Origin of the sequence: Stenotrophomonas sp. LC732 (assembly GCF_052446685.1) — a bacterium.
In the GTDB taxonomy this organism is placed as follows: domain Bacteria; phylum Pseudomonadota; class Gammaproteobacteria; order Xanthomonadales; family Xanthomonadaceae; genus Stenotrophomonas; species Stenotrophomonas muris.
Genome location: NZ_CP199214.1, coordinates 1054426 through 1067727 on the forward strand (window position 1 = coordinate 1054426; position 13302 = coordinate 1067727).

Genomic DNA, 13302 nt, shown 5'->3' on the forward strand with positions numbered 1-13302 from the left:
CCCTCTCATCCAGCCTTCGCTAGACAGGAGTACTTACCCCATGGACATCTGGAACTGGGTCGAAAAACTGCAGGGCGACCTGCGCCAGGCCGGCCAGGCGCAGAACGCGCACCTGCTGAACCGCCTCGCCGACGAGGTCAGTGAACTGCAGATCGACCGCGTCGATGCACTGCTGCCCGAAGCACGCGCACTGGGCAAGGCGCTCGACAACCCCTGGGTCGACGTCTACGTCGGCCACTGGGCGCTGCGCAACCGCGTCGGCAACCGTGTTGAAGGCGAGAGCGCACTTGGCGAAGCCGTTTCGCTGTTCGAGCGGGCACACCGCGAAGACACCCTGGAATGCCCGCAGTCGATCTGCGTGACCCAGGACCTGGCCGCCTGCTACGGCAACATCGATGGCCCGGGCTGGGTGCCCGAGCGCATCGAGGTGTGCGACGAGACCCTCGGCCGCATCGATCCCAGCTGGGCCTGCTTCCAGTGCCTGAGCTGCGAGAAAGCCGATGCGCTGCTCGACGATGGCCGTGGCCAGGAGGCGCTGGATTACCTGCAGGCGCAGGCCGACGCCGTGGAGGCCTGTGGCAAGGAAGTGTTCGACAGCTTCCCGGAGATGCAGATCAAGATCCTGCTCGCTGTCGGCCGCGCCGACGAGGCACTGGCGCTGATCGAGAAGCGCGAAGCCGAAGTGGCCGCCTCCGGGGAGTACGAGCCGGCCAACTGCACGGTGCCGCGCCGCTTGTCCAAGGCATGGGCGTTGGCCCAGCTGGGCCGCGACGAAGAAGCGCTGCAGCAGCTGGTGCCGTGGAGCGAGCTGACCCCGAATTACTGGCGGCTGTGGGCGAACACCGCCGCAGCGCTGTGCCAGCGTGACCCTGCGCGCAATACGTGGGACCTGGGCACGCGCTTCAACACGATCATCGAGCACTTCGCCCGGGTCGGATCGCATCGCCTGCTGATCGAAGTGGCAGCGCTGAGCCTGGAGCTTGCCCTGCAGCGTGGTGCGCGCTGGGTGGCGCTGCGCCAGCTGGAACTGGCCCGCACCCATCTGGCGCAGCTGCGCCAGGACCGGGGGGGCGGCAGCGCTGGTGGCCGGCCTGGCGGCACGCATCGATGCATTGCCGGATGTCGCACCGCTGCCGGTGCCGGCCGGCGAGCTGCTGGCATGGCTGGACGCGCAGGGTGAACAGAACCAGGCGCGCGACCCCGAGCGCGAGGCGCAGTGGTTGCTGCAGGCGCAGGCGCAGCTGCCCGATGACGAGGCCTTGGCCGAGATGGCCGCCTCGGCGCTGAGCGCCTGCGGCGCGCAGGCCGAGGCGCGAGCGCTGTTGTGGCGGTTCGTACGCAGCCATGCGCAGAACGATGGTCCCGCAGCCTACACGCTGATGCGCTGGCTGGCCGAGCAGGGGGACGACGACGGCCTGCGCCAGCTGGCCGAGGTCTACCGCAGCAGCGTGCCGGTGTTCGCGCACTGGTGCGACGTGCAGCGCGCACGCCGGGTGTCCGACTGGCCGGCGCTGGAGCAGGCGGCCCGATCGCTTCTGGAGCTGTCTCCGGGCTCGCACGGCGCGCGCGGCACGCTGGCGCGCATGTACATGGAAACCGGCCGCTTCAGCGAGGCCCAGGCCTGCTATGCGCAGTTGGTGGAGCTGCTGGACGAGCCGAACGCCGCGCATTGGGACCACATGAGTGCGGCCAGCGCGGCGCGCGACTGGGACGCGGTGCGCCGCTCGGCCGCGGCGATCGGCATGGAGCTGTCCAGCCAGGAAGGTGTGGTCGAGGAGCCATGGGGCTGGGTGATCATCCGCAGCGAAGAGAACGGCGAGCCGATGGAGTACTACGCCCGCCGCAGCGGCCCGGTGACCGCGCGCATCGTCGAGAATGCGCCGTCCAACCGCGCACAGCAGGTGGGCGACTGGGTGGTGTTCGATGCCGCACTGGTGCATCCGGCACCCGAGGAGGAGGAAGCGCGCGAGCATTTCATCCCGACCTATGCGCAGGTGCATGTGCTGGAGCGCGGCGGCTTCGCCCGCAGCTGGATGATCGATGGCGCGCACCCGGGCGAAGAGGCGTGGAATGCCTTCGTCGAGGCGGCCGAAGCACAGGGTTGGAAGGTGTGGTCGCACAGCCGCCCGGACTACACTGTCACCGACCCCGATAGGGAGGAGGGCACGCTGCCCGGCCTGCTGTTCACCGTCGCCCAGCCGCAGGACCATGCGCCGCTGGCGCTGCACCGCTTCCTCCAGCAGCACACCGCGACGTGGCCGCATCCGCATTGCTGGCTGCGCCTGGCTGAAGCCTGTGACCAGGATCGCCAGCCGCACCTGGACGTGATCGAGCGTTACGGGTTGTAAGCTGCACGCTCCTGTAGAGCCGAGCCTGCGCTCGGCCCACGCGGAAAGCAGCCGAGCATGGGCTCGGCTCTACAACGGATCATCATCACCACCAGGGAATGGAATACATGCGAAAGACAGGGATGTTCGTGATCGCCGGGCTGCTGCTGGCCCCCACCGTGCAGGCCGCACCGGCCTGCCAGGAACCCATGGCCGTTGCCCGTGCCTTCTTCGAAGCCACGACCGGCAATGGTGACTTGCTGGAGCCACCGCCCGCGCTGGTCAGCCCGGCGTTCGGCAAGGCACTGCGTGGCGAGCGTGCCTGCCAGCAGCGCGAAGAGGGCATCTGCACGATCGATTCCGACCCGTGGCTGGATGCGCAGGACGGCGACATTGAAACCCCGGTGCGTTATCGCTGGAAAGAGGCCTCGGCCACTGCCGGCCAGGTCGAGATGCGCTATGCGGTATGGAAGAAGGCCTACGTGACCCGTCTGCCGATGGTGCGCCAGGGCCAGGGCTGCTGGCAGGTCGATGACATCCTCACCAACAGCGGCCGTTCGGTGCGGAAGATCCTGGCGCAGCCGGTGCCCTGACCGGCGGCAGCATCCACGCAGGGTGCGGTCCAGTTGCCGGCCAGCGGCCGGCACTACCAGGTGATGTTGGGTGGGTGCCGACCGTTGGTCGGCATGCCTTTATCGCGAATGCCCGAACACCAGTTCGATCACGAACTGGCTGCCGAAGAACGCCAGCAGCAGCAACAGCATTGCCGCCAGCGTCCAGTGCACCGCCTTCATGCCGCGCCAGCCGTAGCGGCGACGGCCGATCATCAGCACGCCGAACACGATCCACGACAGCACGCTCAGCACGGTCTTGTGCACCAGCTTCTGCGCCAGCAGGTCATCGACGAACAGCACGCCGGTGACCAGGGTCAGTGTCAGCAGCGCGAAGCCGACCGTGATCACCCGGAACAGCAGCGATTCCAGGTCGGCCAGCGGTGGCAGCGCGCGCAGCCACGGGCGGAACTCGCGGCGGCGCAGGGCGCGTTCCTGCAGCCACAGCATGATCGCCAGCAGCGCGGCGATGCTCAGCGTGGCGTAGGCCAGCAGCGCCAGCCAGGCATGGCTGGCCAGGCGCCAGCCCAGCACCTTGCTCGGCTCGTGGCCGTAGCCGTGATAGGCCAGAAGCAGTACCGCGGCCAGTGGGAACACCACCACGCCCAGCGCCGACATGCGGCCGCGCGCGCCCACCAGCGAGGTCAGCCAGGCCATGCCCAGGCCGACCAGCGACAGCGCGGCGAAGAAGTGCATGTCCGGCCCGCCGTTGGTGCGCATCGCCACCATCACGTGGTAACCGCCATGCAGCAGCATCGCTGGCAGGGCCGGCCACAGCCAGGTGGGAGAGCCGGTGCTTTCATCGCGGCCGAGCGCGCGCACCAGCAGGGCACTGGCAGCCAGGTAGAGCAGGACGGCGATGAGAACGATTGTCATCGTTGCAGTTTCGCATACCCCTGTGATGCTGGCGACGGCCCGGTGGTCGCAGTCCGGGCGGACAGCCGGACCCGTTATACTGTCTGCCTTATTGTCCCCCGCTTTCAGACAGGTTGCGCCGCATGTTCGAGTCCCTGACCCAGCGCCTTTCCGGCACCATCGAGCGCCTGCGTGGCCGCGGCCGCCTGACCGAGGAGAACATCCGCGAGGCGACCCGCGAAGTACGCATCGCGCTGCTCGAAGCCGACGTCGCGCTGCCGGTGGTGCAGGCCCTGATCGAGCGCATCAAGGTGCGCGCGGTCGGCCAGGAAGTGCTGAAGTCGCTGACCCCGGGCCAGGCCCTGATCAAGGTCGTGCGCGACGAGCTGACCGCGGTGATGGGTGCCGAGGCCAGCGACCTGAACCTCAATGTGCCCGCTCCGGCCATCATCCTGATGGCGGGCCTGCAGGGCGCCGGCAAGACCACCACGGTGGGCAAGCTGGCCAAGCACCTGAAGGAAAAGCGCAAGAAGAAGGTGATGGTGGTTTCGGCCGACGTCTACCGCCCGGCCGCGATCGAGCAGTTGAAGACCCTGGCCGAGCAGGTGGGCGTGCTGTTCTTCCCGTCCAGCGCCGACCAGAAGCCGGAAGCCATCGTCCGCGCTGCCATCGACGATGCCCGCAAGTCGTTCGTCGACGTACTGCTGGTCGATACCGCCGGCCGCCTGGCCATCGACGAAGCGATGATGGCCGAGATCAAGGCCCTGCACGCTGCGGTGAACCCGGCCGAAACCCTGTTCGTGGTCGACGCCATGACCGGCCAGGACGCGGCCAACACCGCCAAGGCCTTCGGTGATGCGCTGCCGCTGACCGGCGTGGTGCTGACCAAGACCGACGGTGACGCCCGTGGCGGTGCCGCGCTGAGCGTGCGCTACATCACCGGCAAGCCGATCAAGTTCGTCGGTGTCAGCGAAAAGCCGGAAGGCCTGGACGTGTTCCATCCGGACCGCATCGCCAGCCGCATCCTCGACATGGGCGACGTGCTGTCGCTGGTCGAGCAGGTGGAGCAGCAGGTCGACAAGGACAAGGCCGCCAAGCTGGCCGAGAAGGTCGCGAAGGGGAAGAAGTTCGACCTGAACGACATGCGCGACCAGCTCGAGCAGATGCAGAACATGGGCGGCATCGGCGGCCTGATGGACAAGCTGCCGGGCCTGGGCAACATCCCCGACCACCTGAAGCAGCAGGTCAGCCAGGGCAAGGAAGTGCCGCGCATGATCGCCATCATCGGCTCGATGACCAAGAAGGAACGGCGCAACCCGAACCTGCTCAACGGCTCGCGCCGCGCGCGCATCGCCAAGGGTTCGGGCGTGACCCCGGCCGACGTCAACAAGCTGATGAAGCAGTACATGCAGATGGAAAAGATGATGAGCAAGATGGCCGGCGGTGGCATGAAGGGCATGTTGCGCAGCATGAAGGGCATGATGGGCGCCATGGGCGGCCGCGGCATGCCGTTCCGTTGATGACGGCCCCGTCCGCAGTGTGATGTAGCGCCCGAGCTCACGCTCGGGCGGCGGCGCGCAGCAGCAGGCTCGACTCTTCCCCTGTCCCGCGCGCACCATGGGGGCCTGTCCGAAACGATGGGCCGTCATGCAGAGTTCCGCTGTAACTTCCCGCGTCGAGGCGTTCTGCCGGCGCTTTGGCATTTCCGTTCCGATCCTGCTGGCACCGATGGCCGGTGCCTGCCCCGTACCGTTGTCCGCCGCGCTGGCCAATGCCGGCAGCATGGGGGCGATGGGCGCGGTGCTGTCGTCGTCGGCCGATATCGGTCGCTGGATGGAGGACTTCCGCGCGACCTCCACCGGCCCGGCGCAGGTGAACCTGTGGCTGCCGGACCCCGCACCGAGCCGTGATGTCGCTGCCGAGGCCGCCAGCCGCGCTTTCCTCGCGCAGTGGGGCCCGGACGTGCCGGCCAGCGCCGCCGACGCCACGCCTGCCGATTTCGAAGAACAGTTCGCTGCGTTGCTTGCGGCACGCCCGGCGGTGGCCTCGACCATCATGGGCGTGCTGCTGCCGCGCCACGTGCAGCAGCTGAAGGACGCCGGCATTGCCTGGATCGCCTGCGCGACCACCTTGTCCGAAGCGCGTGCCGCACAGGACGCCGGTGCCGACGCCGTGGTGGCGCAGGGCATGGAGGCCGGTGGCCATCGCGGTGCGTTTGATCCGGCAATGGCCGAACGCCAGCTGGTCGGGCTGTTCGCGCTGTTGCCGCGCCTGGCCGATCACCTGCAGATTCCGGTGATCGCTGCCGGTGGCATCGCCGATGGCCGTGGCATTGCTGCCGCACTCACCCTGGGGGCCAGCGCCGTCCAGATCGGCACCGCCTTCCTGCGCACGCCCGAGGCGGCGATCGCGTCGGCGTGGGCCGATGGGCTGGCCGCCAGCGAACCGGAAGATACCTGGCCGACGCGCGCGTTCAGCGGCCGCCTTGGCCGTGGCCTGGCGACCGCGTATGTGCGCGCCGCTGCTGCCGAAGGCGCCCCTGCGCCGCGCCCGTACCCGGTGCAGCGTGGCCTGACCGCGCCGATGCGCAAGCAGGCCGTGCAGGAAAATCGCCTGGCGGCGATGCAGGCCTGGGCCGGGCAGTCGGCGTGGATGGCGCCTGCACAGCCGGCCGCCGACGTGCTGCGCGGCATGTGGGAACAGGCGCAGGCGCTGCTGCGATGAGGGTCACCTGCAATGGCCAGCCGGCGCAGGTGGCGGACCTGCTGCCGGCGCTGGTGAACTACGGCCACTTCACCTCGCTGCAGGTGCGTGGTGGTGCAGTGCAGGGGCTGGACCTGCATCTGGCGCGGCTGTCGCAGGCCACGCGCGAACTGTTCGGCAGCGAACTGGACACGGTGCAGGTGCAGGCGTGGATGTCGCAGGCGCTGCGGCAGGCCGGCCTGGCCGATGCCTCGCTGCGGGTGACGGTGTACTCGCGCCGCTTCGATTTCCGCAATCCGCTGGCGGCCGTGCCGGTGGACGTGCTGGTGGCAGTTTCAGCGCCGGTGGCCCTGGCCGCGCCCAAGCGCGTGCGCAGCGTGGCCTGGCAGCGCGAAATGCCGCAGATCAAGCATGTGGGCACATTTGGCCTGTTTGCCGAGCGTCGCGCGGCGATGGCGCAAGGATTCGACGATGTGCTGTTCGTGACCGCCGATGGCGACGTGAGTGAAGGCAGCACCTGGAATCTGGCCGTGCACGATGGTGAACGGCTGCTCTGGCCGCAGGCGCCGGCCCTGCGCGGGACCGCCGAGGCGCTGTTGAAGCAGCATTGGCCGGGGGCGCAGGCGACGCAGCCGTTGCGGCTGGCGGACCTGGCCGGTGTGAAGAGCGCGTTTGCCTGCAACGCCAGCGGTCTTTGGGCGCTGGACGCCATTGACGGGCATGTCCTGCCCGGCTCGCAGGCCTTGGCTGAACGGGGCAGGGCAGTGCTGGCGGCGGTGCCTTGGGACAGATTGGGGTCAGATCCCTTTTGCGGCGCAAAAGGGTTCTGACCCCGGGCGGGTTCCCCGGGGTTGGCTCGGCCGGGCTCTGCCGCTATAATCGCCCGCTTACCTCGCCATCCTGGCGACTGGGCAATAGGAAAAACACCATGGTCAAGATTCGACTGACCCGCGGCGGCGCCAAGAAGCGTCCGTTCTACCACATCATCGTCACCGACGTGCGCAGCGCGCGCGACGGCCGCAACATCGAGCGCGTTGGCTTCTACAACCCGGTTGCCCAGGGCGCCGAGAAGCGCATCGAGCTGGACCTGGCCCGCGTTGACCATTGGGTCAAGAACGGCGCCCAGCCGACCGACAAGGTCCGCAACCTGATCAAGGAAGCGACCAAGTCCCAGGCCGCTGCGGCCTGATCCTGACGGGCCACGCTTCGGCGTGGCCCTCTTGGTTGAAGCAGATGAAAGATATCGAGCGCCGCATCCTGCTGGGCAGGGTTGTCGGCGCTTTTGGTGTGCGCGGCGAAATCAAGCTCGAGTCCTGGACCGAGCCACGTTCCGCCATTTTCCGTTACCAGCCGTGGATCGTGCGCAGCCCGTCCGGCGTGGAAACCACGATTGAAGGTGTGCGTGGCCGCGACAGCGGCAAGCACCTGGTCGCCCGTTTCCCCGGCGTCGAGGACCGCGATACCGTCGAAGCGATGCACGGCACCGAGATCTACGTGGCCCGCAGTGCATTGCCGCCACCGAAGCCCGATGAGTACTACTGGGTGGACCTGGAAGGCCTGGACGTGAAGACCACCGAGGGCGTTGCCCTGGGCCAGGTCTCGCACCTGTTCAGCACCGGCGCCAACGACGTGGTGGTGGTCCGCGGTGATCGCGAGCGGATGATTCCGTTCGTGCAGCCGGACTTCGTCAAGTCGGTCGACTTCGAGGCCAACCTGGTCGTGGTCGACTGGGATCCCGAGTTCTGAGCGTGAGCATGCGTTTCGACGTCATCACCCTGTTCCCCGAGTTCCTCGCCCAGTCCGCCGGACTGGGCGTGGTCGGGCGCGCGCAGGAGAAGGGGCTGTTCAGCCTGCACGGCTGGAACCCCCGTGATTACGCCGAAGGCAACTACCGCCGCGTGGACGACCGTCCGTTCGGTGGTGGCCCGGGCATGGTGATGCTGATCGAGCCGTTGCAGGCCTGCCTGCAGGCGATCCGTGAGGCTGATCCGACCCCGGCGCGGGTGATCTACCTCAGCCCGCAGGGGGCGCCGCTGACCCAGGCCAAGGTGCGGGAACTGGCGGCGCTGCCGCGCGTGGTCCTGCTCTGCGGCCGCTACGAGGGCATCGACGAGCGTTTCCTGGAGGCCAATGTCGACGAGGAGATCTCCCTCGGCGACTACGTGCTGTCCGGGGGTGAACTGGGCGCGGCGGTGATCATCGACGCCGTGGCCCGCCTGCAGGACGGTGCCCTGAACGACGCCGAATCGGCGGCGCAGGACAGCTTCGAGGGCGACCTCGGCCTGCTCGACTGCCCGCACTACAGCCAGCCGGCCCAGCACCCGCTGGGTGACGTGCCGGACGTGCTGCGCTCGGGCAACCACGCGGCCATCGCCGCCTGGCGCCGCCAGCAGTCGCTGCTCCGGACCGCCGAGCGGCGCCCGGACCTGCTGGATGAGCAGGCACTGGGCAAGGCCGACCGCAAACTGCTGGAGCAGGGCCGTCAGGCCCGGAACCAGAAGGCCAGCCCCTAGCGCAGGGTCGGCTTTATCGGCTATCATGGCCAATTCCCGTCGGCCCTGGTCGGCGCGCGCAGTACCCAAAACAAACGTGCAGCACAGTCCGGTGACTGCATGAGCCTACGTTGTCGATACGACACGCCCACCCGAACAAGAATCGGTGTAACCCATGAGCAAGCTGAACAAGTCCATCGTCGCGGAATTCGAATCCGCCCAGATCACCCGTGAACTGCCGAAGTTCAGCCAGGGCGACACCGTTGTCGTCAACGTGAAGGTGAAGGAAGGCAGCCGCGAGCGCGTGCAGGCCTACGAAGGCGTCGTCATCGCCACCAAGAACGCCGGCCTGAACTCCTCGTTCACCGTCCGCAAGATCTCGCACGGCTACGGCGTCGAGCGCGTTTTCCAGACCCACAGCGCCATCATCGACTCGGTCGAAGTGAAGCGTCGTGGTAAGGTCCGCGCCGGCAAGCTGTACTACCTGCGTGGCCTGGAAGGCAAGGCTGCCCGCATCAAGGAAGACCTGGCTGCCGCTGCTGCCGCCAAGGCTGCCCGTCTGGCCGACAAGGCCTGATAAACAACTTCGGTTGTTGCCGCGACGGCCACCTTCGGGTGGCCGTTTGCGTTTCCGGCATCGCATCGGCCACGATCAGGTGATGAACGACATCAACCTTCGCTATCCGGCCGTGATCCAGTCGGCGTTGCGCTTTCTCGACGGCAAGGGGCTGGCACGCGTGCAATCGGCGCCGTTGCTGCATCGCCTGTTGTGGCGCCTGGGCATCGCACTGCCGCCACCGATCCTGGCCGGCTTTGGCACCAACGCGTTGGTGCAGGGCCTGCTGTTCGGGCTGTTCTGGACCGCGCTGATGTGGCTGATGCTGTGGCAGGGCAGCGAACGTCCGCTGGTGCTGTTGCTGGTGGCCGGTCTGGTGGCCGGCGCGCTGTTCGGCCTTGTGATGGCGGCGCTGATGCGCTCGCTGCGCCGCCACCGCAAGCTGCCGGATTGGCGCCAGTTCCGGGCGCGGCAGGCGGACTGAGCCGATGGCGCACTGCGCCGTGACCGCTGGCTACGGGCCGCGCTAGGCTGCGGTTTCATCCCGATGGACGTGCCGTGCGATGCCTGCCAAGCGAACCGCACCTTCCACCGCGCCCACGCTGTTGTCCGGCGGCAACCCCCGGATCGCCAAGGGCGAGGGCGATGCTCCGGTGCAGGCATACATCGCCGCCATGCCGGACTGGAAACGCCCGGTCGGCGCACAGCTGGATGCGTTGATCGAACGGGCCGTACCCGGCGTGCACAAGGCGGTGAAGTGGAACTCGCCGATGTATGCGGTGGCGCCGGGCGAAGGCTGGTTTCTCAGCTTCCATTGCTTCACCCGCTACATCAAGGTGGCGTTCTTTCGTGGCGCGGTGCTGAAGCCGATGCCGCCCGAGCCGTCCAGGAGTGCCGATACGCGCTACCTGCATATCGCACAGGATGGCGCGCTGGATGAGGCACAGTTCCTCGACTGGGTGCGCCAGGCCGCCGCGTTGCCCGGCGAGCGCATGTAAGCCCACCGTTCTGATTCCTTTCCCGACGAGAACCGCTGATGGCCACGCACGCGCCGAACCCTGACGGTGCCGGAACCCCGGCGACCGAACTGATCGATGCACGCATCGCCGAGCTGGGAGACTGGCGCGGCGAAACGCTGGCACGCGTGCGTGCATTGATCCATGAAGCGCTGCCGGACGTGCAGGAAGCCTGGAAGTGGCGCGGTACACCGGTGTGGGAGCACAACGGCATCCTGTGCACCGGCGAAACCTACAAGCAGGCAGTGAAACTGACCTTCGCCAACGGTGCGGCGCTGGCGGACCCGAAGGGCCTGTTCAACGCCAGCCTGGAGGGCAACACGCGGCGTGCGATCGACATCCATGAAGGTGCGATGCCGGATGCCGCTGCGTTCAAGGCGCTGCTGCGCGCAGGGGCGGCGTTCAATGCGGCGAAGAAGAAACGGTAGAGCCGGCCGCTGGCCGGCTGTTGCGCGATGCTGCTGGAGAGGTGTGAGGTTGCCGGCCAGCGGCCGGCACTACCTTGTCATTGGCCGGTCCATGAGGTTGCCGGCCGGCGGCCGGCACTACCGTGGCGGTGCGGCATCCGGGTCGGCCACCGGCGACGGCGGACAGGCCGGAATCTCCGACGGCGTCGCCAGTTCTTCGGCATGCGAGGGCTTGCCCATCATCTTCGCCTTGCGCCAGCCGCCCCAGCGGTAATACGCCAGCGACAGCAGCATCGACACCAGCGAGCTGACCGGGAAGCTCCACCAGATTGCATCGGCGCCCCAGTACGGCTGCAGCAGTTCGGCGAACGGCACGCGCACGCCCCACAGCGAGCCGGCCAGGATCAGCAGTGGCGGAATCACCGCGCCGGTGGAGCGCACCACGCCGGAGATCACGAAGCTGACGCCGAAGAACAGGAACGAGCCGATCACCACATGGTTGAGGTGGCGGGCGATGTCCAGCGCCTGGCTGGCCGGCGGCAGGAACAGCGCCAGCAGCTGGCGATCGAACACAACCAACGGCAGGATCAGCGCGCCGGTCAGCAGGAAGTTGAACAGCACGCCCTGGCGTGCGGTACCGCGCACGCGGTCCCAGCGCTGCGCACCGACGTTCTGTGCGGCCATCGAAGAACACGCCGCACCGATCGCCATCGCCGGCATCTGCAGGTAGTTCCACAGCTGCAGGGACGCGCCGTAGCCCGCGGCGGTGTCGGTGCCGTACTGGTTGACCATGGTCATCAGCAGGATCACCGACAGCGAGATCAGCACCATCTGCAGGCCCATCGGCACGCCCTTGACCACCAGCGCCTTGAGGATGGTCATGTCGAGCTTGAACAGGCGCAGGTCGGCGCGGCCCAGCCACAGGGTGTGGCGCTTGTGCCGCATGTACAGCAGCAGGCCGGCCAGCGACAGCGTCTGCGCGACCAGCGTGGCCCAGGCCGAGCCGGCGATGCCCAGCGCGGGGAAGGGCCCCATGCCGAAGATCAGTACAGGGTTCAGCACGATGTCCAGTGCCACCGATACCATCAGGAAGCGGAACGGCGTGCGCGAATCACCGGCACCGCGCAGGGCGGCGGTGAGGAAGGCGAACGCGTACAGCGTCGGCATCGCCAGGAAGATGATCTGCAGGTAGGCCTCGGCCAATGGCAGCGAGGCGGCCGGCGTGCCCATCGCCGCCAGCAGCGGATGGGCCATGAACCAGCCGGCGATGGCGATGATCACCGACAGGCCGATGAAGAAGGTGGCACTGGTGCCGACCACGCGCCGCGCCTGCGCGATGTCGCGCGCGCCGATCGCCTGTCCGATCAGGATGGTCGAAGCCATGCCGAAGCCGAACACCGAGCCGATAAGGAAGAACATGATGTTGTTGGCGTTCGCGGTGGCGGTCAGTGCCGCCTCACCGAGGAAGCGCCCGACCCAGACCGCATTCACCGAACCGTTCAGCGACTGCGCGATGTTGCCTGCCAGGATCGGCAGGGAAAACAGCAGGAGATTGCGGCCGATCGGGCCGGAGGTCAGGTCAAGCGGCGCTTTGGCCATGGAGTGGTGATCGAATCCCGGGAGGCGCACACTAGCACCAAGCCGGTTTGCGGGATGTGGCAATGCATCAACGACTGCAGGTGAAGTGGAGCCTGGCGCTGGCCTTGATCAGCGTCGTACTGGCCGCATGTTCGACAGGTGACCGGCTGGGCGATACCCAGGTGCGGCCCACCGACCGGCCCGAGTGCCTGGTCGGCAGCCAGCGCCAGGATCTTTCTGCCGGCGTACCCACCCTGATCGGGGGCAGCGGCTGCCGCACCGACCCCGACAACCCGCGTCCCCTGAACAAGCGAACGGAGTAGTCCCTGCCGATGACCGAGCTTTCCCCGCTGCCGCCCAGTGTCCGCCTGGACATCTGGCTGTGGGCGGCCCGTTTCTTCAAGACCCGCAGCCTGGCCAAGCAGGCCATCGAGACCGGCAAGGTCAGCGTGGCTGGGCAGCGCCCGAAATCCTCACGCGCGGTGCGCGTCGGCGAGCAGCTGCAGGTGGATCGCGGCGAGGAGCATTTCGAGATCCAGGTGCTGGGGCTGAGCGATCAGCGCGGGCCGGCGCCGGCGGCGCAGCAGCTGTATGCCGAGAGTGAGGCCTCCAGGGCCCGCCGCGCCGAGCAGCGGGCGCTGCGCATCGCCGCACGCGATGGTTTCCAGCCGCCGGAGCACAAGCCGGACAAACGCGCACGGCGGTTGATCCGCGCGCTCGGCGATATCGACGCGTTGTAAGTTGCAGGGCGCCAGAC

At 67.9% G+C, this 13302-nt stretch carries 15 protein-coding genes and 1 pseudogene; 14 read left to right on the forward strand and 2 right to left on the reverse strand.

Features of this window, described 5'->3' with window-relative positions; translation table 11 throughout:
• The first annotated feature begins 40 nt into the window (after positions 1-40).
• Both ACT6SE_RS05085 and ACT6SE_RS05090 read left to right on the forward strand, forming a co-directional pair.
• Positions 41-2348, forward strand: a pseudogene (locus ACT6SE_RS05085) (tetratricopeptide repeat protein).
• 107 nt (positions 2349-2455) lie between these two features.
• The gene (locus tag ACT6SE_RS05090; protein ID WP_046429584.1) at positions 2456-2920 is read left to right on the forward strand and encodes a hypothetical protein; all 465 of its coding nucleotides are present in this window, start codon (positions 2456-2458) and stop codon (positions 2918-2920) included.
• A 99-nt stretch (positions 2921-3019) separates the two neighbouring features.
• Here ACT6SE_RS05090 and ACT6SE_RS05095 read toward each other — a convergent pair whose 3' ends face one another.
• Positions 3020-3814 carry a cytochrome C assembly family protein gene (locus tag ACT6SE_RS05095; protein ID WP_014646399.1) on the reverse strand — a complete coding sequence of 265 codons (795 nt, stop codon included), beginning with the start codon at positions 3812-3814 and terminating at the stop codon, positions 3020-3022.
• A 122-nt stretch (positions 3815-3936) separates the two neighbouring features.
• On the opposite strand from ACT6SE_RS05095, the gene ffh reads away from it, so the two are divergent.
• From ffh to ACT6SE_RS05145, 10 genes are all read left to right on the forward strand, one after another.
• Entirely contained in the window at positions 3937-5313 is a 1377-nt protein-coding gene (gene ffh / locus ACT6SE_RS05100; protein WP_014036403.1) for a signal recognition particle protein, read from the forward strand.
• A 127-nt stretch (positions 5314-5440) separates the two neighbouring features.
• Complete coding sequence (locus ACT6SE_RS05105; RefSeq protein ID WP_046429548.1) at positions 5441-6517, forward strand: NAD(P)H-dependent flavin oxidoreductase; 1077 nt, start codon at positions 5441-5443, stop codon at positions 6515-6517.
• A complete protein-coding gene (locus ACT6SE_RS05110) occupies positions 6514-7326 on the forward strand; it encodes an aminotransferase class IV family protein (RefSeq protein WP_046429550.1) in 813 nt (270 codons plus the stop codon). Before ACT6SE_RS05105 ends, ACT6SE_RS05110 begins: the two co-directional genes overlap by 4 nt.
• A 98-nt stretch (positions 7327-7424) precedes the next feature.
• Positions 7425-7685: a 30S ribosomal protein S16 gene (rpsP, locus tag ACT6SE_RS05115; RefSeq protein WP_005415733.1), complete on the forward strand. Its 261-nt coding sequence runs from the start codon at positions 7425-7427 to the stop codon at positions 7683-7685.
• Between the two features lie 44 nt (positions 7686-7729).
• Positions 7730-8242 (forward strand): ribosome maturation factor RimM, encoded by a 513-nt coding sequence (gene rimM / locus ACT6SE_RS05120; protein ID WP_010483256.1) that lies wholly within the window; start codon positions 7730-7732, stop codon positions 8240-8242.
• A gap of 8 nt (positions 8243-8250) precedes the next feature.
• A complete protein-coding gene (trmD, locus tag ACT6SE_RS05125) occupies positions 8251-9009 on the forward strand; it encodes a tRNA (guanosine(37)-N1)-methyltransferase TrmD (protein WP_046429552.1) in 759 nt (252 codons plus the stop codon).
• A 154-nt stretch (positions 9010-9163) separates the two neighbouring features.
• Positions 9164-9565, forward strand: coding sequence for a 50S ribosomal protein L19 (rplS, locus tag ACT6SE_RS05130; RefSeq protein ID WP_005415736.1), 402 nt, complete (start codon positions 9164-9166; stop codon positions 9563-9565).
• Between the two features lie 82 nt (positions 9566-9647).
• Positions 9648-10028, forward strand: coding sequence for a DUF6404 family protein (locus ACT6SE_RS05135; RefSeq protein WP_032956354.1), 381 nt, complete (start codon positions 9648-9650; stop codon positions 10026-10028).
• A 79-nt stretch (positions 10029-10107) separates the two neighbouring features.
• On the forward strand, positions 10108-10542 hold the full coding sequence (locus ACT6SE_RS05140) for a DUF1801 domain-containing protein (RefSeq protein WP_032956352.1): 435 nt from the start codon (positions 10108-10110) through the stop codon (positions 10540-10542).
• Positions 10543-10580: 38 nt separating this feature from the next.
• Positions 10581-10988 (forward strand): DUF1801 domain-containing protein, encoded by a 408-nt coding sequence (locus tag ACT6SE_RS05145; protein ID WP_046429553.1) that lies wholly within the window; start codon positions 10581-10583, stop codon positions 10986-10988.
• 117 nt (positions 10989-11105) lie between these two features.
• Here the strand turns inward: ACT6SE_RS05145 and ACT6SE_RS05150 are convergent, their stop codons facing one another.
• A complete protein-coding gene (locus tag ACT6SE_RS05150) occupies positions 11106-12566 on the reverse strand; it encodes an MATE family efflux transporter (RefSeq protein ID WP_014646406.1) in 1461 nt (486 codons plus the stop codon).
• Between the two features lie 62 nt (positions 12567-12628).
• Here ACT6SE_RS05150 and ACT6SE_RS05155 point away from each other — a divergent pair, with 62 nt between their 5' ends.
• Both ACT6SE_RS05155 and ACT6SE_RS05160 read left to right on the forward strand, forming a co-directional pair.
• A complete protein-coding gene (locus tag ACT6SE_RS05155; protein ID WP_014646407.1) occupies positions 12629-12868 on the forward strand; it encodes a hypothetical protein in 240 nt (79 codons plus the stop codon).
• A 9-nt stretch (positions 12869-12877) separates the two neighbouring features.
• The gene (locus tag ACT6SE_RS05160) at positions 12878-13285 is read left to right on the forward strand and encodes an RNA-binding S4 domain-containing protein (RefSeq protein WP_014646408.1); all 408 of its coding nucleotides are present in this window, start codon (positions 12878-12880) and stop codon (positions 13283-13285) included.
• Positions 13286-13302: the final 17 nt, after the last annotated feature.

What these genes read in the sequence shown, in the direction of transcription:
- ACT6SE_RS05105 (WP_046429548.1), top strand. Translation starts at nt 5,441, where the DNA reads ATGCAGAGTTCCGCTGTAACTTCCCGCGTCGAGGCGTTCTGCCGGCGC.
- ACT6SE_RS05095 (WP_014646399.1), bottom strand. Translation starts at nt 3,814, where the DNA reads ATGACAATCGTTCTCATCGCCGTCCTGCTCTACCTGGCTGCCAGTGCC.
- ffh (WP_014036403.1), top strand. Translation starts at nt 3,937, where the DNA reads ATGTTCGAGTCCCTGACCCAGCGCCTTTCCGGCACCATCGAGCGCCTG.
- ACT6SE_RS05150 (WP_014646406.1), bottom strand. Translation starts at nt 12,566, where the DNA reads ATGGCCAAAGCGCCGCTTGACCTGACCTCCGGCCCGATCGGCCGCAAT.
- rpsP (WP_005415733.1), top strand. Translation starts at nt 7,425, where the DNA reads ATGGTCAAGATTCGACTGACCCGCGGCGGCGCCAAGAAGCGTCCGTTC.
- ACT6SE_RS05110 (WP_046429550.1), top strand. Translation starts at nt 6,514, where the DNA reads ATGAGGGTCACCTGCAATGGCCAGCCGGCGCAGGTGGCGGACCTGCTG.
- ACT6SE_RS05140 (WP_032956352.1), top strand. Translation starts at nt 10,108, where the DNA reads ATGCCTGCCAAGCGAACCGCACCTTCCACCGCGCCCACGCTGTTGTCC.
- rplS (WP_005415736.1), top strand. Translation starts at nt 9,164, where the DNA reads ATGAGCAAGCTGAACAAGTCCATCGTCGCGGAATTCGAATCCGCCCAG.
- trmD (WP_046429552.1), top strand. Translation starts at nt 8,251, where the DNA reads ATGCGTTTCGACGTCATCACCCTGTTCCCCGAGTTCCTCGCCCAGTCC.
- ACT6SE_RS05145 (WP_046429553.1), top strand. Translation starts at nt 10,581, where the DNA reads ATGGCCACGCACGCGCCGAACCCTGACGGTGCCGGAACCCCGGCGACC.
- ACT6SE_RS05135 (WP_032956354.1), top strand. Translation starts at nt 9,648, where the DNA reads ATGAACGACATCAACCTTCGCTATCCGGCCGTGATCCAGTCGGCGTTG.
- ACT6SE_RS05160 (WP_014646408.1), top strand. Translation starts at nt 12,878, where the DNA reads ATGACCGAGCTTTCCCCGCTGCCGCCCAGTGTCCGCCTGGACATCTGG.
- rimM (WP_010483256.1), top strand. Translation starts at nt 7,730, where the DNA reads ATGAAAGATATCGAGCGCCGCATCCTGCTGGGCAGGGTTGTCGGCGCT.
- ACT6SE_RS05090 (WP_046429584.1), top strand. Translation starts at nt 2,456, where the DNA reads ATGCGAAAGACAGGGATGTTCGTGATCGCCGGGCTGCTGCTGGCCCCC.
- ACT6SE_RS05155 (WP_014646407.1), top strand. Translation starts at nt 12,629, where the DNA reads ATGCATCAACGACTGCAGGTGAAGTGGAGCCTGGCGCTGGCCTTGATC.